The sequence below is a fragment of the Limosilactobacillus reuteri genome (genome assembly GCF_020785355.1).
GTDB lineage: Bacteria > Bacillota > Bacilli > Lactobacillales > Lactobacillaceae > Limosilactobacillus > Limosilactobacillus reuteri_I.
Genome location: NZ_JAJGVH010000067.1, coordinates 25,936 through 46,741, shown reverse-complemented (window position 1 = coordinate 46,741; position 20,806 = coordinate 25,936). Strand labels below are relative to the sequence as shown.

The window sequence follows — 20,806 nt, the reverse complement described above, 5'->3', positions numbered from 1 at the left end:
AGTCATGTGGTAATAAGTCAAGATAAAATTATCACTGACAAACTTGTTTTGACCAGATTTTTGACGCACTTAAATAAGCCTTGATCCCAAGGTGTTTTAAAAGCTAAGCGTCGAGAATCAGTTTATCTTCCTATACCAATTACCTCTTTTCCTGATAGATTTGATGATTTTTGAGTAGGAAGAAAATCACCCTAATAAGTTTACGTGCGGTAAGGACGAGAGCGCGTTTTGATGGGGTATGCTTTACTTCTTGATATTTACGCCGATAATATTCACCAAAAACTGGATCTTGGATTCTAACTCTGTTGGCAGCTTCAACCAAATAGTATCTAAGATAAGCATTACCAGTTCTCTTGAGCGGAGTATTATCACTAGCGTAAGCTCCGGACTGCTTTTCTCGCCAGGAAAGCCCAGCATATTTAGCCAATTTAGCTTCATTATCAAATCGTTCGATTTGACCAATTTCAGCTAAAATACCAGCAGCGTATACTGGTCCAATTCCGGGAATGGAGCGCAAAATCTGTTCTTCATCAGTTACTTGAACTACTTTCTCAATTGCTTTGTCGAGGTCTTTAATCATCTTCTGAAAAGCTTTAATTTCCTCGGCATAAACGGAGAGAACTGTATCAACTGAATTAGCAATTACTTTGTCTAAACGATAAGAAGCACGAACTGCCTTTTGAATTATTTTCGCCAAGGCTTCAGGGTTCGCGAAGCGACCCCGGCCGTGTTCATTCAGATAATCGGCTAAATCAGTAATCGAAAGATTAAGTAAGTCATCAGTAGTCATATCTTCAGTTAGCAGACTCATCATCGTTGAACCAAAGATAGAAGTATTCAGTTCATCAGAAATTACTAATTTATTGAGCTTGTAGTATAGGTTCTCAATAAAGTGTTGCTTAGCCCGAGCTAAGCTTTGAACAAGCTCATATCGGGAACGCGTTAAGCGTTGCAGGGCAATGTAGTTCTCTTGACGAACAATCCCTACTGAATAGCGTCCAACACGTAGGAAGTCAGCAATGTAAAAAGCGTCGATTTGATCATTTTTATCTTCAGCGAAGACATCATGATAGCGCTTAGTTTTCTTAGGATCGATAACCACGGATTGTGTATTGAACTTTTTAAGGTCCGAGTCTTCTTGGAAAAACATTGCTGGGTGAAAGCTGTAAATGGAAGTGGCTTCCATGCCAATCACAACTTGGTCGAGATGATTTGAATTCGCCGTATCGATAATCATGTTTTTTAATTCTGTTGCGCCTTTCAAATCATTAACAAAGTTACCATGGAAAACAACTTCAGTTGTTTCTTCAGAAATCATTGAAGTTACTAAATCTTTTGAGCTAACGTCAATACCGACAAAAAGTTTCATTGGAATGGCCTCCTTTCATTAAAATTTACTGGTCTTAATCTGATCACTGCATGATAGCCCCTAATTACAATCACTAAAAACATCCTCGCAAGTATCAGTATTCATTGGTTAGAGAGTTAAAGCTGCACCTAATCCTACTCTGAATTAGTAAACTATCTAATCGATACAGCATGTGAGTTCGAAAATCAGTAGATTGGCTGGGCGGCAGACTTCATAAGTAGTTAAAAACTACAGGAGGTATTAACCTATACCAGTTGACCAAAGCCAATGATAATTAGAGGTTATCATGCGGTGACCAGAAAACAAGTTGTAATGTAGCAAAATCCGTAAGGATATATTTATAGAATACGAGGAAGTTTAAAAATGACAGAACCATATTTAACAATTGCTAGTAACACCACTTATGAGCAAACAATTAAAAAATCACGATTTATTTGCTCCATTGCCCGTGTCTCCTCAGAAGAAGAAGCTCAACAGTTTATTGCCAGCATTCAAACAGCCAATAAAAAAGCTACTCATAATTGCTTTGCATACATGATTGGTGACAACGACCAGATCCAGCGAGAAAGTGATAATGGCGAGCCAAGTGGAACAGCGGGAATTCCAATCCTTGAATCACTTAAACTTGCAAAAATTCACAATGTCGTAGCGGTGGTCACTCGTTATTTTGGCGGGATTAAACTAGGCGCAGGTGGCCTCATCCGGGCATATAGCAATACAACTACTGAAGCAATTCACCAAGCTGGTCTCGTTCAACGAATCAAGCAAGAAATTCTAAAAATCACTGTTACCTATGCCCTTCACGATCCTCTTCTTTACTACCTCAAGGAGAACAATCTTGAGGTTGCCGATGAGGAGTACGGGGTTAATGTTGAAACAAGTATTTATGTAAACGAAACGGACTTAAAAGATGTCAAAGAGAAGCTCATTAATCGTTTTAACGATCAGCTTCAAATAACTGAAGCCGATCAGCGCTTTAACGAAATTCCATATTAATAAAAAGTTAGGAAATAAGCGTAATTAGTTTTTATTATATTTAGGCACAAAAGCAGTCGGGGAAACTTTACTTTTCCTGACTGCTTTTGTATTCATTCATCTATCGTTTTCAACCACTTATTTTTGGGAAGACTCAAATCGAATCGCTCATTCAAGTAAGCTAAATCACTATCATGAATAAAATTTTTACCCCATTCATTTAAAGACATGATTACCGGTTCAAGGCTCTCACCTAATTTTGTTAATTTATATTCAACATGGGGTGGTATTTCTGGATATACTTTTCGAGACACCAAACCATCTCTTTCCATTTCTTTCAAACTTTGTGTTAGCATTTTTTGACTAATTCCAACTATCTTCTTTTTCAGTGAATTATATCGTTGTGATTTACTCAATAATAATTCTCTTATGATCAAAATTTTCCATTTACTGCTTAAAAGAGCTAAGGTTACTGCGCAAGGACAAATCTCATCTTTATTAATTGTTATTTTCGTCATAAGCTTTCCCCTTTTTCATTCTTATCATATAATTCTTACTTTAAAGTACGTTACCCACCTTAAAGTATCTTCTTACTATTTGTTAGTATCAGCCATATAATAACATACAACAAGAATATACCAGAAAGGATAATGTAAAATGAATTTTAAAGAAACAGTTTATAACCGTCATTCAACAAGAGATTTTAGTAGCAAATCTGTAAGCACAAAAGACATTCATACAATCATTGATATGGCTAAAATGGCACCATCCTGGGCAAATGATCAAGTATGGAAAGTAGTTGTTGCAACCGGAAAAACACTTGAGAAAATTAAAGAACGTCATTACCAAGCTTTATTGAATGGTATTCCTGGTCAATCCGAGTTCCCGCCACTCCATCGAACTGGAATGGGGAAACAAGGACAACAAAATGTTACAATTTGGTCTAATAGTCTCAGAACTTTTCTTGGCAAAAATGCTGAACAAATGGCTATAGATTCTGCACATTTATTCAATGCTCCTAGTGTTGCTTATTTACTGTTACCGAATTCTCCTTCATTATGGTCGGCTTATGATTTAGGTGCTTTTGGACAAACCTTAATGCTGGCTGCTACCAGTATAGGAATAGATTCGATTCCAGCTGCTGAATTTGTTCAGTATCCGCAAGATCTTCATGATATTCTTGACGTTGATAATAATTATATCTTTGGTATAGGAATTGGTTTAGGCTACAAAAAAGATAATGCATTAATTAACGATTTTCGTTCTAAACGAATGAATAACTCTGATTTCCTTACAATTAAATATTAATATTTCAAAGACTATTATACTTACTACCAAACGGGGATCGTGAGACAATTTTTTCACGATTCCCGTTTATTCAGTTTTTTACACTTCGATAGTAACTTATCCAAATTATAATACAAAAAATCGTTAACATGCCAAAAGCTTCTTGAGTACCAATTGCCGTAGAGATACGCCTAGTCGTGTGGAGATGACTCTGACTTGCTGCAACAACCATCGCTACTAATGAGGTCCCAATTGCCCCTGCAAATTGCTGCAAAGTATTAAGGATTGCATTTCCTTGCGATTGCTTTGCTTTACCAACAACGGTTAGTGCACTTGTCATTACGCAACCCATGCACATCCCCATTCCACCCATATAGAGAATATAAACAAGCGCAATAAATGTATTCGTTAAATGCTGCCCATAGATTGTAAAAGCAATAAGTGCAATTAGACATAATGAAGTACCAATTAAAATAGGCTTGCGAGCACCAAACTTATCCAAAATGCGTCCTCCCAATGGTGCAAATATCGCGCCTATAAACCCAGCCGGGAGGACAATCAAGCCAGCCGTCATTGCACTATTATCATTTACTAATTGAATATAGTTTGGTAAAAGGAACGCAAACCCCAAAGAAATAAGTTGAGTTAAAAAGAAGCCAAGAACATGCCCAGAAAATTTTTTATTTCTAAATAATCGTAATTGTAAAATTGGTTCTTTTAGGGTTAATGAACGCCAAATAAAAAGTCCCATTCCTAAGATCCCGATTAACAATGCACCGCCAACTGAAAAGGTCATGAATGCTTGACTTCCCAGGTTACTAAATCCTGTTACAAAGCCACAGAACATGAATACGATCATTAACATGCTAAAAATATCAATTTGTTGCTTTTTAATTGGTGATTTTTGGGTAATTCCCCATTCACCAAGTAAAAATGAAATAATTAAAAGTGGAATCAATAAATAAAACACCCACCGCCAGTTAAGCTTGCTGGCAATGATTCCACCAAAAGTAGGACCAATCGCTGGGGCAACTCCAGTAATAAGATTACCAATTCCCATCATGAAGCCAATTTTACCTGTTGGAACTTGCTCCATAATGATATTAAACATCAATGGTAATGCAATTCCAGTCCCTATCCCCTGAATTGCACGACCAACTAAAAGCAACCAAAATGACGGTGCCAGTGCATCAATAATTATTCCACCAATAAAAAATAAGCTTGCAACTGTAAAAAGTGTCTTTGTTCGGTAAGAACTTTTTAAAATTGCCGATAAGGGAACAATGATTGCAACCAAGAGCAAATAAATGGAAGTCATCCATTGAACCTGATTAGTAGTAATTGAAAATTCACGCATTAGGATCGGAAAAGTTACATTCATTGAAGTTTCAACTATTACCCCACAAAATGACATTAATCCAGTTGCCACAATCGCTGCAATAACCTTTGCGGAAATTTTTTCAGTATTCGTATTCATCATTTCTCCTTTATCATCGTTGATAAGAATCGTTTTATTTTCGAAATGTCTTGTTCACTAAAGTCTGCTTTTAATTTCTCTTCGTATTGTGTAATATACGCACTTACATCTGAAGATAATTTTTGGCCTTCTGCAGTAAGAGTAACGATTTTTTGACGGCGATCTTCTGGTGACGGATAGCGTTCAATCAAATTTTTCTTTGCCATTCGTTGAAGCAATATAGTAGTGGTTGATCTCTTTATTCCAAATTCATTTTCAATTTGGTGTTGATCACAACTATTTCCCGGGAAATGCGTTAAAAAATCAATAATCGACATTTGCGTCCCTGTCAATCCATACTGTTGCGCGAATGCATTCATTTCTTGATTCATTGCATTGTTAGCTTGTTTTACTAAACGACCTATTAGCAATTTTTATCTCTCCTTTTTGTTAGTCGACTAACAAAAAGGATAATATGATTTAGATTATTAGTCAATATAAAAAGAGACTAGGCTTATGTCACCTAATCTCTTCAATAAGCTTTATTTAATTATCCTAAAATTATTTCAGCAATATCAAGGACAATGATAATCCCTAAAATACTGCTTAAAAGCAATAAAATTTTTCTCGTATGCCGATCTTTTGATTGCAGTTTTTCCCAATTCATTCCTGCATACGCAATTAAGATTAAAGCACAGCCAATGATACCATATATTCCAGAATGAAAGCCACGATTATCAATGGTATAACTTGCTGCCATAAATAGGCCAATTGCAAACAAAAGTCCCCATAATAGTTGCTTTTTATTCATTAAATCAATACTTTCTCTCTAATAAACTATTCTTGAAGATGGTAGTTATAACTAGCAACAATAATGTTCTCTCGGGAATTCAATAACGCCCGCAAACGAACACTGGTCTGATTATGCAAGGCCAATTGCCATGGATGCTTAGGGATAAATTGCGGAACAAGAACAGTTGTCGAATAATTTCTTGCTTCTGCCCGTTTTGCAATCACATCAACGAAACGTAACGTTGGCTTTGCGATTGAACGGTACGAAGAGTGAATATCAACAAAACGGACGTCTGGATATTCAGCTTTAAATTCATTTGCTGTTTTATGCTCTTTGCCTGGGTTTTCATCAAACGAAACATGCATGGCAATAACATAATCACCAATCGACCGAGCGTAATTAATTGCACCACGAGTTACTCGGGTTACATTACCAACTAAAACAATCACCGTTGCGCCATCGTAATCATGTAATTGGACTTTCGTCTTTTCAGCAACCCGCAATTGAGCGGCTACTTTTACATAGTGCCGGTGAATCGAATGGAACATCCATAAAAGCAGCGGCATGATAATTAAGTATGGCCAAACATTTGCAAAGTGTTGCCAGAACAAACAAATAACAAGAATAAATGAAATCAAGGCCCCAACTAGGTTAATAAAGGCTTTCCCTAACCAGAAACCTTCTCGTTCTCTAAACCAGTGAATAATCATCCCAGATTGAGATAAAGTAAATGGAACAAATACCCCTACTGCATAAAGCGGAATTAACATATTAGTCTGACCATGGAAGATCAAGATCAAAATAATTGCTCCAATCGCCAAGGAAATAATTCCGTTAGAGTAGCCTAACCGATCCCCACGATCCATGAACGCGTGCGGCATATATTTATCTTTGGCCATATTAAAGGCAAGAATTGGAAAAGCTGAGAAACCAGTATTAGCAGCAACTGCTAAAATCATTGCAGTTGAAAGTTGCAACAAGTAAAAACCTAGCCCATGTCCACCAAAGATTTGCGCGGCCATTTGGGAGAGAATTGTTGTCCGTGAATTAGGAACTACCCCCAGATAAAAGCTAAAGAAGATAACGGCAATAAAGAAGAACGCTAAAATAGCACTCATAATTGCCAGGGTAGTTGATGCATTCTTTTCTTTAGGCTTATTAAAGTTAGGAACAGCATTACTTACGGCTTCTACCCCAGTTAAGGATGATGAACCAGCCGAGAATGCCCGAATAAGCAAAACAAATGACATTCCCGATACCGGTGTTCCATAATCGACAATTGCCCGGTAATGAATATGACCAGTGGCAATATTATAGCCACCCCACACTACCATCACAATCATCATAATAACAAAGAAATATACCGGAATTGTGAGGAAGTTTGCACTTTCACTCATTCCCCGTAAATTCATAAACATGATTAAAAGGACGATAACGGTCCCGATTGGAATTGAAAATTTATATAAAGCAGGAACTGCCGAAGTAATCGCTTCAACTCCAGATGTCGTTGAAACGGCCACCGTTAACATATAGTCAACTAGTAATGATCCTCCAGCAAATAATCCTCCATTACTCCCCCAATTCCGTGTGGCAACGACATAAGCACCACCACCACTAGGATAGGCATGAATGATTTGTTGGTATGATAACGTGATAGCTAACAAAAGGACCAACACAACTGCCGCAATCGGAATTGAATACCAGATTGCTGCTGCAGATAAAGTTACCAGAACAGTTGTAATTTGCTCTGGTCCATATGCTACTGACGATATTGCGTCAGAAGAAAGCATGGCTAATGCTTTAAATTTAGTTAAGTGTGTTTGCCCTTCATCAAGGGTTTTTAACGGTTTCCCGATTAAAACACGTTTCAAATAGCGCCACATACTATTTCTCCTTTGATTTTTACACTTTTTAAGTAGGTGATAATACTACAATTTATTCTTTAATTTTGCAACCTACAAATATATCTATTGATCTTTTTCTGGCATCTTTACCTTGGCATTAACCTTTTCTGCCGCAGGATCGATTTTTTTCATCCGGCTAGCCACAGCCCACCGGTAAAATCCTAGCGAGCAGATGATAATAACAACAAAATCCCATGGGTACTTCAACCAGTCCTTGCCGCCAAATCCTTCACTCCCAATGTAAGAAACTATTGAGATAAAAACAAGATAAGCCAACATCCAATAACTATTGCGTAAGTCACGTAGCCCTGATGCGTGACGATACTTAACTTCATAATAAAGATAAATTGGTAAGCCTAATAAGATAACCCCAATTACCTGAACAGTTGTTGGCCACATTGTCCAATAAATTGAAAGACTCGTCAAGACAAATGCAAATGGCGCTAACCAGGACATAAAATGTGGATGAAACGGCCGCTTTAAATTAGCATCCATTTTACGAAGCGACATTACAGTAACCGGCCCAGTAAGATAAGCAATTAAAGTTGAACCAGTAATTACAGTGGCTAACAAACTCCAATTTCTAAAGAGACTAACCATTACCACTGCTAAAATCAGATCCACAACCATTGCAAACCGCGGAATCATGTAGCGCCGTTCTAACCGTCCCAACCATTGGGGCAAATGTCCGGTATGAGTCATTGCTGCTAATGCTCGTGAGGCAGTCGCCACGAACGCAACCCCTGTTCCAAATGGTGAAACAAAAGCATCCATATATAGTAAAATTGCAAGCCAATTCATCCCCAGCAGGATCGCAATATCAGCAAATGGAGACGTATAGTTAATCCCATGCCATCCTTTTTGCGCTAATAAGTTCGGATCAATCGCTCCAATAAAAGCAACTTGTAACATGACATAGATCACAGCGGTAATAATCATTGAAATCAATACGCCTCGCACGATATTTTTATGAGGATTAATCATTTCTCCCCCCATGTTGATTACCGTTTGAAAGGCATCATAAGACATAATAATTCCAGAAATAGCAGCTGCTTCAAAGATCGATCGACTGCCATATGGCATAAAAGTAGTTACACTATGACCAAAATTGCTAGGATGAAAACCCGCCGCAATAAGCATCACAATTGTTAATGTTGGTAATAAAATCTTAAAAATTGATATTAAATTAGTAAAGCGAGTCATCAATTTTACCGACCAGAAATTGATCAAAGTAAAAACCAGCATAAAGGCAAATACAACCAACAATCCAGGAGTTGTAATATTACCATTTTTCATAAAGTGGTGGGTCCAGTTTGCCCATGCCCACGGCCACGAACTCATATATTGAACTGAAGCCACGGCTTCCATTGGGACTAAAGTGATTAATGAAATCCAATTTGCCCATGCAGCAATAAAGCCTAAAAACGGACCATGGCTATACTGAGCATAACGACTCATTCCTCCACTTTCTGGAAACATCGCCCCTAATTCAACATAAGTAAGGGCAATGCTAATAATGATTATTGCTCCTAAGATCCATGACAAAATAGCAGCTGGTCCCGCAACCTTTGCAGCAGTTCCGGCACCAAACAACCATCCTGAACCAATTAAGGAATTTAAGGCAAGCATTACACCAGAAAATAGCGTTATCTTCTGGAACTTCATTTTTTCCATTTCTTAGTTCCTTTCAGTTATAGTTTGGTTAAAAATTAATACTAATTTACTTTACCACAATTTAAGATTTTTAGATTAACTTTATAGTTGAACCGCCTTAACTGGATTACCATTCTGCTTTATTATTTGAAGTAAATCTTTTATTCCTAAAATTACAGTGGCAGTATTATCGTTTGGATGACAACCTATTAATTTTTCATTTTTAAGAATATCAGCATCAATAATAAAGGTAATCCGATGTTGTTTATCATTAAACAAGTTAAAAGGTGAAACAGCCCCACTTGTTATTCCTAACTTCATAGCTAATTCTTCTGGACGGGCAAATGAAAACCGACTAGTCGATAGATTCTCTTTCAATTTTTTCATATTGAGACGCTTATTTTCTAAGATTGTAACTAAATAATAGCCAGCTTTATTTTTTAGAAAAAGGTTTTTCGTGCGAGCAAATTGATATTCTTGAACATACTTGTCTGCTTGTTCCGCTGTATAGACTGGGGGATGAGTAACAATTTGATAGTTTATTTTTTCGTTGTCTAAATATTTATAGACACTGGTCGCATTTTTCGTCATTGATTTTCCTCCAACAAAAAAAGATCCCAACATTTGAAAAAACAAACATTAGAATCTTTTCTGCCCACAAAATTAAATTTTAGTCAAATGGTATTACATCATACCGCCCATGCCGCCTTGTGGAGCAGCAGGAGCTTGGTTATTAGCATTTGGATCTGGCTTATCAGCAACAACCGCTTCAGTAGTAAGAAGCAATGCTGATACGGAAGCAGCGTTTTGAAGAGCAGAACGGGTAACCATTGTTGGGTCAACAATACCAGCCTTGATCATATCTTCAAACTTGCCATCTGCAGCGTTGTAACCAATGCCTTCTTTTTCATTCTTTAATTCATTAACAATAACAGAGCCTTCAACACCAGCGTTTTCAGCAATTTGACGAACTGGTGCTTCAAGGGCAGCCTTAACAATATTGATACCAGTTAATTCATCACCATCGGCTTCAATCTTGTCAAGAGCAGGAATTACGTTAATTAAAGCAGTTCCACCACCAGGAACAAATCCTTCTTGAACAGCAGCACGAGTAGCGTTCAAGGCATCTTCAATCCGGTACTTCTTTTCCTTCAATTCAGTTTCAGTTGCGGCACCAACCTTAACAACGGCAACCCCACCTGAAAGCTTTGCAAGACGTTCTTGAAGCTTTTCCTTGTCGAAGTCGGAAGTTGACTTAGCAATTTCTTGCTTAATTTGGTCAACACGTTCTTGGATAGCTTCCTTTGAACCAGCACCATCAACGATAGTAGTAGTATCCTTTGTAACTGTAACCTTGTTTGCTTGACCTAATTGATCAACAGTAGCGTCCTTTAGACTCATCCCAAGGTCGTCAGAAATAACTGTACCACCAGTCAAAACAGCAATATCTTGAAGTTGAGCCTTACGACGGTCACCAAAGCCAGGAGCCTTAACAGAAACAACATTAAAGGTACCACGAATCTTGTTCAATACAAGAGTTGGTAATGCTTCACCAGTAATGTCATCGGCAATGATCAAGAGCGCACGGCCTTCTTGAACAACTGATTGAAGCAATGGCAAAATGTCTTGGATATTACTAATCTTCTTGTCAGTAATCAAAATATATGGGTTGTCAAGGTCTGCTTCCATCTTGTCGTTATCAGTTACCATGTATTGTGACATGTAACCACGATCAAAGCTCATTCCTTCAACAACATCAACACTAGTGTCAACACCACGAGAATCTTCGATAGTAATTACACCATCATGGCCAACCTTTTCCATTGCATCAGCAATCAACTTACCAACTTCTGGATTAGCAGCTGAAATAGAAGCAATTTGTTCGATATCATCCTTTGTCTTCACATCGTGTGACATCTTCTTCAAAGCTTCAACAGCAACTTCGGTAGCCTTGTCAATACCACGACGAATACCAACGGGGTTTGCACCAGAGGTAACGTTCTTCATACCAGCATTAACAATTGCTTGAGTTAAAACAGTAGCAGTTGTAGTACCATCACCGGCAATATCGTTGGTCTTTGAAGCAACTTCGGCTACTAACTTTGCACCCATATTTTCAAATTGGTTTTCAAGTTCAATGCTCTTAGCAATAGTTACACCATCATTAGTAATAGTTGGTGTGCCATAGCTTTGTTCCAAAACAACATTCCGTCCTTTTGGACCCATCGTTGTCTTAACAGTATCAGCTAATTTATCAACACCACTGAGCATAGCGCTCCGTGCATCTTCAGAAAACTTAATTTCTTTTGCCATTTATGTCACCTCAAAATTAAATTTATTATTTAAAAGAGACGGTGAAGGAATTTTATTCTTTCTGTCTCCTGCTCTTAATTCGCTTATTTAACTATTCAACAATTGCTACTAAGTCCTTAGCATGAACAACTAAGAACTTTTCACCGTTGTATTCTACTTCGTTGCCTGCGTACTTATCAAATAATACGCGGTCGCCTTCCTTAACAGCTGGAGCAAGCTTTTGTCCGTTTTCTAAAGTACGACCTTCTCCAACGGCAATAACCTTTCCAGTAGTTGGCTTTTCCTTCACATTGGAAGCAAGGACAATTCCACCAACTGTCTTTTCTTCTTCAGTTTCAGCTTTTAGAACAACGCGATCTCCTAATGGTTTTAACACGTTAATCCCTCCATCTTGTTAATAAATTTTATTTTTAGCACTCAAACTCTTCAAGTGCTAACCACATGTTTAAATATAACATGTTCTCTTCAAAATGCAACAAAAACACTTTGACTTTTTTTGACCATTTTTTAAAACTTAAGAGATCATACCTACAATCACTGACTTTTATTAATAATTTAGTAAACAAAAAGCATTGGTTGAACGCTTTCATCAAACCAATGCTCTCCAAATTTATTCAATTGAATCTTCAGTATAATTTTTAATGAAGTAAATTAATGTTTGAAGTTCGTTTGTTAAGTCAATATTTTGAACTTGAACATTTTTGGGCACAGATAAACGAACAGGAGTAAAGTTAAGAATACCCTTTACACCAGCTTCAACTAATTGGTCCGCAACATGTTGGGCCTTAATTCCTGGAACGGTTAGAATAACAACATCAATCTGTTGCTCTTTTAATTGCTTTACCATATCCTCGGATGGGTAAATTGGAATACCACTTTTGACTGTATTAGCATATTCTGGCTTAGTATCAAATGCCGCACTGATCCGTAAATTAGTATCTTGGTGGAAGTTAAAGTTTAACAAGGCACTTCCCAAACTACCAACCCCGACTAAGGCAACACTAACTAATGAGTCTTGGTGTAAGATTCCCTTAAAAAACTTTAATAGACTTTCAACGTCATAACCGTATCCCCGCTTACCTAATTCACCAAAATATGAAAAGTCACGACGAATCGTTGCCGAATCAACTTGTACAGCTTCCGAAAGTTCTGTTGATGATACCCGTTGTTTATTTGCGTCTTTCAATACATTTAAATAACGGAAATATATTGGCAACCGTTTCGCAGTCGCGCGTGGAATCTTTTTATTAGCCATTCTACTTTTGTTCCTCCTAAAATAAGCCCTTCTCAACCTAGTTTGCCAACAAATTACTAAGTTTTTGACAAGGATAATATTAATAATTTTTACTTTGTGAAATTTAAGTCTGAGTATATTCTAGCAATTAAACCCTTTTTTGTGAACTAAAATACAAAAATATTTTCAACTTTTTATTTAAAATTAAAAATCTGCTAAAATAAAACCATATTAAATCAACGAATTAAATGAGGTTTCAATATGTTACTTTTACAGACAAATGACGTTGTGCGTCGATTTGGCGCGGACGTTTTATTTCACAATATGAACATGCAAATTCAAGAGCATGGCCGTACTGCGCTTGTTGGGCGTAATGGTGCTGGTAAAACGACCTTGTTAAAAATGATCGCTGGAATCACCGAACCAGATGAAGGAACAATTACAAAGGTTAAAGATTTGACAATTGGGTACTTGGCCCAGGATCAAGGACTCGATAGTCAAAATAGCATTTGGACTGAACTAGATACTGTTTTTGCTCCTCTCCACAAAATGGAAACGCAAATCCATGATCTTGAACAGCAACTAGCTGATCTTGATAGTTCCGATAGCAATTATCAACAAATTCTTTCAACATACGATAATTTACAAACTGCCTTTAAGAAACAGGGTGGTTTTGAATACGAATCACGTATGCGGGGAATTTTACATGGGTTTGGCTTTGACGAAGATAGTTATGATACGCCAATTAATTCCCTTTCAGGAGGACAAAAAACTAAACTCGCCTTAGCAAAGATTCTTCTGCAAGCACCTGGACTTTTGATTCTAGATGAACCGACTAACCACCTCGACATGAACGTTCTTTCGTGGTTAGAAGATTATCTCAAAAGTTATCAAGGCGCATTGCTCATCGTCTCTCACGACCGTTACTTCTTAGACCGTGTTGTCAACGATGTTTATGATCTCGATAATAAAACGCTCACCCACTATACTGGTAACTACACGCAATTCGTTAAACACAAGCAAGAACGATTACAAGCAGAGTGGAAACACTATGATCAACAACAAAAAAAGATTGCTAAGCTAGAAGACTTTGTTAATCGAAATATCGTTCGCGCCTCAACGACCAAACGTGCCCAGGCGCGGCGAAAGCAATTAGAAAAAATGGAGCGGCTTGAGCGTCCAGAAACTGATGATAAATCAATCCATTTTCAATTCCATTCTGAAAAAGATAGCGGAAATGAAGTTCTTGATGTGGAGCAGGCAAAAGTTGGCTACGATGAACAGATCCTTGCTGGGCCGCTTTCATTTAATGTCCGTAAGCCACAGCGTGTTGGGATTATCGGGCCAAATGGAATCGGAAAATCAACTTTACTTAAATCTATTCTCCATAAAATTCCGTTAATTAGTGGAACAATTAAACTCGGTGCTAACCTCGATATCGGTTACTATGACCAGGAACAACAACAATTGCACCCAAATAAAACCGTTTTAGAAGAAGTATGGGATGACCATCCAGAAGTACCTGAAAAAGATATTCGCTCATTATTAGGGAGTTTCTTATTCGTTGGTGATGATGTTTATAAAGTCGTTCATGACCTATCTGGTGGTGAAAAGGCACGATTGGAGTTAACTAAACTCTCATTTAAACCGATTAATTTTCTTATCCTTGATGAACCGACTAACCACTTAGATATCGATAGTCGAGAAGTGCTTGAAAACGCAATTAACGAATTTAGCGGAACTGTTCTCTTTATTTCTCACGACCGTTACTTTATTAATCAGGTTGCAACCGATATCCTAGCAATGGAACATGATGGAATTAAACATTATGAAGGCAATTATGATGACTACCTAATTGCCAAGGAAAAAGAAAGTTCACCCAAAGCTACTTCATCTAATGCAAGCACTATTGCTAAAGCACCGGCTGGTAAACAATCTTATCAGCAAAGCAAAGAACAGCAGCGTGCCCGCCGAAAAATTCAGCGACAAGTCGATGAACTAGAACAACAAATGGCGGAATTAGAAGAAAAGCAAACTGCAATTCAAGAACAAATGAACCAACCAGAGATCGCTACGGATATTGGAAAATTAACCGATCTCCAAAAAGAACTTGATGAATTATCAGCTAAATCTGAAGAAGTTGAACTTGCATGGACAGAAGCAGCAGAAAAACTGGAAGAATTTGATCAAGAAAACTAAAAAAGAAGCGGAAAGATCCGCTTCTTCTTTTAGTTTTGTCGGAATTTACGAGTATTTTCTGCAAGATGAACCAAATTACGTAAAAAGTCGTGAGTAGATGCTTCATAGTTATACTTCTTACCTAAATCATAAATATATCCATTAATGTAATCGACTTCTGTTGGACGATTTTTACTCATATCTTGGTACATCGATGGATAATGAAGCGGGTTGGTAACTTCACTAACATACTTAATCGTTTGCCACTCCTCCTCACGAGTACTTAAGAGCTGAATACCAGCCCGTTCGGCAACATCGAATGCTTCATTAATTAACTGTTTACCAAGCTTTTCTGCACCATTATAATCGATAAATTGTCCCATTTGAATCTCAAAAAGCGTGCAGATCGTATTAATAACAGAATTGAAGACTACTTTTGTTAGGAGGGTACCATAAAAATTCTCATTAAGGTGGGGATTAATATTCGCCGTGGTAAAGTCCTCAACAATTTGTTTTACCCGCTCGTCAGGTTCGCCGTCTTGGGGAGCTAAGTTGATCGAACCAGCACCAGGTTTACCAATAAAGTCCACATCCCCCGCCTTGCTAAGGACTGTGCCGATTAAACAGGTACCGGCAATAACATGTTCTTTAGGAAAATAGTGGTTAATTTTTTCAATATGTCCCATGCCATTCATTCCCGAAAAGACATATTGATGGTCAGGATGGAAGAAATGAGCACTGCGTTGTAACAAATCACTAAGCGTCATCTGCTTGGCAAAAACGATCAACACATCTGGATTACCATCATATTCTTCTGGTGAGTAAATATTAATCGGGACAAGATGACGATTTTCATGGTCCCGAGAAACGTAAACCCCACCCTGTTGTTTAATGGTTTCAACTTGGGGAGCCCAGTTATCAACAAAATCAACCTTAGCGCCAGCCAGTTCTTGAAGCAATACGCCAAATCGTAGACCCATTGCACCTGCACCTAAAACCGTATATTTCAAAGCCATAATCTTTTCCCCCTTAATTAAATAAATTCAGTTTAGCAATCCGCTCAACGGCTTCTGTTAATCGTGCCGGCTCAATCAAAAGGCCAATCCGCACATAACCTTCACCGTGCTTGCCAAAGCCATTGCCTGGTGCTACTGCCACGCCAGCTTTGTCCAATAACAAATCTGCAAAGCTTTCACTGGTGTAGCCCTTCGGAACCGGCATCCAAGCATAGAAAGTACCCTGGGGAGTAAATGCATGCCAGCCAATTTTTTCTGCCGCATTAATAAAGGCATTCCGTCTTTCTTCATAACGACCTACAATTTCAGCAATTGCATCATCACGTTGTGGCAGCGTCAAGGCATCAATAGCAGCTTCCTGTAAGGCAGGAAAAAGGCTAACGAATAAGTGGTCTTGAATTAAGTTTAAGGCTTCAATAATATCTGCATTACCAACCGCAAATGCGATTCGCCAGCCTGCCATGTTGAACGTCTTAGAAAAGGTATAAAATTCAATCCCCACATCTTTAGCGCCTGGTGTTTCCATAAAACTAACTGGAGCTTGGCCGTCAAAGCCAATTGCGCCATAGGCAAAGTCACTAATAATGCCCACATGGTACTTCTTAGCCCACGCCACTAATTTTCGATAAAACTCGGGAGTAGCTACAGCGCCGGTAGGATTATTAGGATAGTTAAGGTAAAAGAATTTAGCACGTTGCGCCACCTCTTCAGGAATTGCCTCTAAGTCTGGCAGGAAGTTATTTTCTGCTAATAATGGCACTGTTTCAAAATTAACTTCTCCTAGTGCTGCTCCTGATAAGTAATCTGGATAGCCTGGATCAGGAAGCAGGAAAGTGTCGCCGGGATTCATCAATGCCCATGGCAATTCTACAAGCCCAATCTTGGAACCACCCAAAATTGCTACTTCTTTTTCTGGATCAAAATCAGCTCCATATTTTTCTTGATAAAAATTTGCTGCCGCTTCCTTAAACGCTAGTAACCCCCGAAATAGTGAATACTTATGAGTTTGCGGATCTGCTACCCATTTTTGCGCACTCTTAACAATATAAGCCGGCGTTGGCTTATCAGGATTTCCTTGACCAAGATTAATAACATCGACCCCTTCACTTATTTTTTTATTAACCTTGGCAACTAAATTGGCAAAAAATTGTTTCGGTAAAGTGTCTAATAACTTAGATTGTTCAAAATTCATCTTTTCCATCCCCTTAATGATAAAGGCTTGGTCGGCGATCCTTAAACACCGGAATCGGTCCCCGAACCTGTGCTAACTGTGCTAAGTCAATTTCTACATAACTTACCTGTTCAACTTCTCCTGCATCCTGGATAATCTGCCCAAGCGGATCAATTACTAATGAATGACCATTAAAACTATTCGCTAAATCCGTCCCAACACGATTGACCGCGACTACAAAGGCTTGGTTTTCAATTGCCCGTGACTGAAGCATTATTTTCCATTGTTTAATCCGTTTGCTTGGCCATTCTGCTGGAAAATATAAGATGTCAGTTCCATAACGAGCGACTGTTCTAATCCATTCAGGGAATCGCAAATCATAACATATAAAGCTTGCACTCGGAATCTCAGCTAATTTAAAGTGATTTTCTTTTTGCCCGGCTTTTAGATATCGGTCTTCATTCATTAGTCCAAATAAATGCACCTTCTCGTAACTGCTAATTAGATTTCCCTTTTGATCATAAACATAGGTTGTATTAAAAAAAGATTGTCCACATCTCACCGCTACTGAACCGCCGACAATGTTAATTTGGTTTTTTAGCGCTAACTCACTAAGAAATTGTTGTGTCTTTTGACCGTTTTCATCTGCCAATTCTGCTAATTGATCTAAGGCATAGCCAGTATTCCACATCTCTGGCAATACAACGATATCTGCATGGTGACTAGCGGCTTCTTCAATTGCTCGTTTAGCTTTTTGATAATTTTCGGCAGGATTTCCTAATTGAATATCAAGTTGAGCTAGTGCAATTTTGCGTCTCATTACTTTCACCTCCATAAAAAATACCCGTCCTTAACTTAAATAAGGACGAGTATTTTCGTGGTGCCACCTTAATTTACTATCCACTCACATGAATAGCCTCAGGAAGTTCATAATAAACTTCGATACTTGATAACGGATATCAGCCGACAAGTGCTTAGTTTTTTCCTCACACTTGTTGTATTTTTTAAGACCATCTTCAAAGCAATTTGTAATTTTCTTCCACCACCCGAAAACTCTCTTAATACTACATTGCTTTTACTCTTCTTAAACGACTAATATTTAATTGTTGCTCGTATTCTAATTTATTTTTAATTATTTGTCAATTTATTTTTAATCGAATCTCAAAAATAATTAGTCTTGACAAAAGCTTAGTCTTCCAATTAAAATTTTAATTGTAGATAAAAGTAGGTCAGTCCAGGAACGATAGCCATCGACTGCAAGCTATCGCCAGTACCGAAGCCCTGCTACAACTTTAATATATTCTAATAATAAAATAATTTAAAAGTGTAAAGCGCGTCTTTAAACGAGAATGGTACCGCCATAATTGGTGTCTCGGTTAAGGGCGCTTTTTGTTTTCTGAAAGGATTTTCTATGACTCATAAAATACAAAAAGTGGTTGTTAAGATTGGCACGAGTAGCCTTGTTCTCCCTAATGGAAAAATCAATTTACGAACAATCGACCAACTCTCATTTGTCCTTGCGACATTAAACAATCAAGGATACCAACTTATTCTTGTTTCCTCAGGAGCAATTGGCGTTGGTCTTGCAAGTTTAGGATTAACAGAGCGTCCCGCCGAAATAGCACAACAGCAAGCCTTAGCATCTATCGGTCAGGCTGCTTTAATGCGAATCTATTCGCAACGATTTTTAGACTATCAAACGCACGTTGCCCAACTTCTCCTTACCCGTGATGTGCTCACTTATCCTGTCAGTCGCCAACATACGCTTAATACAATTAATACTTTACTGCAGCAAAATGTAATTCCAATCGTTAACGAAAATGACCCCGTGTCAGTTGATGAGCTTGATCATTACACTACTTTTAGTGACAATGATGAACTTTCTTCCCAGGTAGCTGTCGCTATTGACGCTGACGAACTAATCATTCTTTCGGATATCGATGCCCTTTATGACAAAGATCCGCATAAATTTCCTGACGCGCAAATAATTAAAGAAGTTCCATTCCTAACGCCGGAAATAGAGAACGTCGCAAGCGGTAGTAGCACTAGGTTTGGAACAGGTGGAATGGTAACTAAATTACGGGCAGCTGCCACAATGATGCAAGCAGGCAAACAAATGATTTTATGCAATGGTCGCGACCCTAAAATTCTTTTTGATATTTTTGATGGTCATACTATTGGTACTCATTTTGGAAAATAGGAGTGATGATAATGAACCAAGATTTAATTACAATTGGAAAAAGAGCTCAAATTGCTGCAAATAAACTAGCTTTAATGAATACTGCCACCAAAAATAAGGCATTGCTTCAATTGGCAGATGATTTGATTAAAAATAAAAACCAAATTATTGCTGCTAACCAACAAGATTTGGCCGCTGCTACCCAAATGCCAACTAAATTTACGGATCGTTTGATGGTCAACTCCCAACGTATCGCGGACATGGCTAATGGTCTTCGGACAATCGCCGACTTGAACGATCCCACTTCCCAAATCGATAAGGGATGGATTACCAAAGATGGGTTGCAAATCCTTCAACGGCGCGTACCATTAGGGGTAATTGGCATTATCTTTGAAGCACGACCAAACGTAACCGTGGACGCGACCGGCCTCACATTTAAGAGTGGCAATGCAGTTATTTTACGGGGTGGAAAAGAAGCTATCCAGACTAATACTGCCTTAGTAAAAATTCTTCGCGAATCATTGCAAAGTCAACATTTACCCGTCGATGCGGTTCAGCTTATTACCGACACTAGTCATGCGATTGCTGATGAAATGATGAATCTCACTGACTACATTGATGTCTTGATTCCACGAGGCGGCCGGGCCCTTATTCAGCGGGTTGTAACAACAGCTACGGTCCCAGTTATCGAAACCGGTGCGGGTAATTGCCACATTTATGTTGATAAGGATGCCGACCTAACAATGGCGACTAATATTACTGTAAATGCAAAAGTACAACGGCCTTCTGTATGCAATGCCGCTGAAAAATTACTTATCCACCGCGATATTGCCGCTAAATTTCTTCCTGTTATTGCCAAAGCTTTAATGGAACATGGAGTCCAATTACGCGGTGATGAAATGACTTGTCAATTAGTATCAACTATCCGTCCTGTTACTGAGGAAGACTGGGAGACAGAATACAATGATTTAATTATGGCAGTCAAAATTGTTGATTCCCTTGATGATGCAATTAGCCATATTAACCACTACAGTACTCATCATTCAGAATCAATCATTACAAACAATATTACCCGGGGACGCTACTTCCAACAGGCCATTAATTCTGCCTGTGTTTATGTTAATGCCTCCACGCGGTTTACTGATGGGGGAGAATTTGGCTTTGGCGCTGAAATTGGTATCAGTACCCAAAAGCTTCACGCTCGGGGACCAATGGGATTACAACAATTAACAACAATCAAATATGAAATTACCGGTAATGGGCAAGTTCGGAAATAAT

General features: G+C 38.2%; 19 protein-coding genes and 1 other annotated feature. Of the genes, 5 read left to right on the top strand and 14 right to left on the bottom strand.

Annotated features, from left to right (window positions below; genetic code table 11):
- Positions 1-139: 139 nt before the first annotated feature.
- A complete protein-coding gene (locus LMB56_RS04005) occupies positions 140-1,369 on the bottom strand; it encodes an IS110 family RNA-guided transposase (protein ID WP_229282092.1) in 1,230 nt (409 codons plus the stop codon).
- Positions 1,370-1,732: 363 nt separating this feature from the next.
- On the opposite strand from LMB56_RS04005, the gene LMB56_RS04000 reads away from it, so the two are divergent.
- Entirely contained in the window at positions 1,733-2,365 is a 633-nt protein-coding gene (locus tag LMB56_RS04000) for a YigZ family protein (RefSeq protein WP_122480757.1), read from the top strand.
- Between the two features lie 92 nt (positions 2,366-2,457).
- On the opposite strand, the gene LMB56_RS03995 is transcribed toward LMB56_RS04000, so the two are convergent.
- Positions 2,458-2,862: a winged helix-turn-helix transcriptional regulator gene (locus LMB56_RS03995; RefSeq protein WP_122480756.1), complete on the bottom strand. Its 405-nt coding sequence runs from the start codon at positions 2,860-2,862 to the stop codon at positions 2,458-2,460.
- 139 nt (positions 2,863-3,001) lie between these two features.
- Here LMB56_RS03995 and LMB56_RS03990 point away from each other — a divergent pair, with 139 nt between their 5' ends.
- Entirely contained in the window at positions 3,002-3,652 is a 651-nt protein-coding gene (locus LMB56_RS03990; RefSeq protein ID WP_122480755.1) for a nitroreductase, read from the top strand.
- Positions 3,653-3,722: 70 nt separating this feature from the next.
- Here LMB56_RS03990 and LMB56_RS03985 read toward each other — a convergent pair whose 3' ends face one another.
- The 9 genes from LMB56_RS03985 to LMB56_RS03945 all read right to left on the bottom strand — a co-directional run bounded on the left by LMB56_RS03985 (position 3,723) and on the right by LMB56_RS03945 (position 13,005).
- Entirely contained in the window at positions 3,723-5,108 is a 1,386-nt protein-coding gene (locus LMB56_RS03985; RefSeq protein WP_229283622.1) for an MFS transporter, read from the bottom strand.
- On the bottom strand, positions 5,108-5,518 hold the full coding sequence (locus tag LMB56_RS03980) for a MarR family winged helix-turn-helix transcriptional regulator (RefSeq protein ID WP_122480753.1): 411 nt from the start codon (positions 5,516-5,518) through the stop codon (positions 5,108-5,110). The genes LMB56_RS03985 and LMB56_RS03980 overlap by 1 nt, the downstream gene beginning before the upstream one ends.
- Before the next feature lie 119 nt (positions 5,519-5,637).
- Complete coding sequence (locus LMB56_RS03975; RefSeq protein WP_003667430.1) at positions 5,638-5,898, bottom strand: hypothetical protein; 261 nt, start codon at positions 5,896-5,898, stop codon at positions 5,638-5,640.
- A 26-nt stretch (positions 5,899-5,924) separates the two neighbouring features.
- Entirely contained in the window at positions 5,925-7,763 is a 1,839-nt protein-coding gene (locus tag LMB56_RS03970; protein WP_229283617.1) for an APC family permease, read from the bottom strand.
- 84 nt (positions 7,764-7,847) lie between these two features.
- Positions 7,848-9,458 (bottom strand): APC family permease, encoded by a 1,611-nt coding sequence (locus tag LMB56_RS03965; protein WP_122480752.1) that lies wholly within the window; start codon positions 9,456-9,458, stop codon positions 7,848-7,850.
- Between the two features lie 81 nt (positions 9,459-9,539).
- Positions 9,540-10,028: a prolyl-tRNA synthetase associated domain-containing protein gene (locus LMB56_RS03960; protein WP_122480751.1), complete on the bottom strand. Its 489-nt coding sequence runs from the start codon at positions 10,026-10,028 to the stop codon at positions 9,540-9,542.
- 93 nt (positions 10,029-10,121) lie between these two features.
- Positions 10,122-11,750, bottom strand: coding sequence for a chaperonin GroEL (groL, locus tag LMB56_RS03955; RefSeq protein WP_003667426.1), 1,629 nt, complete (start codon positions 11,748-11,750; stop codon positions 10,122-10,124).
- 91 nt (positions 11,751-11,841) lie between these two features.
- On the bottom strand, positions 11,842-12,126 hold the full coding sequence (gene groES, locus LMB56_RS03950; protein ID WP_003666368.1) for a co-chaperone GroES: 285 nt from the start codon (positions 12,124-12,126) through the stop codon (positions 11,842-11,844).
- Between the two features lie 234 nt (positions 12,127-12,360).
- Positions 12,361-13,005, bottom strand: coding sequence for a redox-sensing transcriptional repressor Rex (locus LMB56_RS03945; RefSeq protein WP_003666366.1), 645 nt, complete (start codon positions 13,003-13,005; stop codon positions 12,361-12,363).
- 240 nt (positions 13,006-13,245) lie between these two features.
- Between LMB56_RS03945 and LMB56_RS03940 the strand changes: the two genes are divergently transcribed.
- A complete protein-coding gene (locus tag LMB56_RS03940) occupies positions 13,246-15,183 on the top strand; it encodes an ABC-F family ATP-binding cassette domain-containing protein (protein ID WP_122480750.1) in 1,938 nt (645 codons plus the stop codon).
- 29 nt (positions 15,184-15,212) lie between these two features.
- On the opposite strand, the gene LMB56_RS03935 is transcribed toward LMB56_RS03940, so the two are convergent.
- Genes LMB56_RS03935 through LMB56_RS03925 form a run of 3 tightly spaced genes read right to left on the bottom strand, consistent with a single transcriptional unit; the run spans position 15,213 to position 18,169 of the window.
- Positions 15,213-16,178, bottom strand: coding sequence for a ketopantoate reductase family protein (locus LMB56_RS03935; protein ID WP_229283618.1), 966 nt, complete (start codon positions 16,176-16,178; stop codon positions 15,213-15,215).
- Positions 16,179-16,191: 13 nt separating this feature from the next.
- Positions 16,192-17,370 (bottom strand): pyridoxal phosphate-dependent aminotransferase, encoded by a 1,179-nt coding sequence (locus LMB56_RS03930; protein WP_122480748.1) that lies wholly within the window; start codon positions 17,368-17,370, stop codon positions 16,192-16,194.
- A gap of 13 nt (positions 17,371-17,383) precedes the next feature.
- Positions 17,384-18,169: a carbon-nitrogen family hydrolase gene (locus LMB56_RS03925; protein ID WP_042229226.1), complete on the bottom strand. Its 786-nt coding sequence runs from the start codon at positions 18,167-18,169 to the stop codon at positions 17,384-17,386.
- A 38-nt stretch (positions 18,170-18,207) separates the two neighbouring features.
- Positions 18,208-18,451: a binding site (T-box leader), on the bottom strand.
- Positions 18,452-18,760: 309 nt separating this feature from the next.
- Between LMB56_RS03925 and proB the strand changes: the two genes are divergently transcribed.
- Positions 18,761-19,549, top strand: coding sequence for a glutamate 5-kinase (gene proB, locus LMB56_RS03920; protein WP_020842908.1), 789 nt, complete (start codon positions 18,761-18,763; stop codon positions 19,547-19,549).
- An 11-nt stretch (positions 19,550-19,560) separates the two neighbouring features.
- A complete protein-coding gene (locus LMB56_RS03915; RefSeq protein ID WP_229283619.1) occupies positions 19,561-20,805 on the top strand; it encodes a glutamate-5-semialdehyde dehydrogenase in 1,245 nt (414 codons plus the stop codon).
- Position 20,806 lies beyond the last annotated feature (1 nt).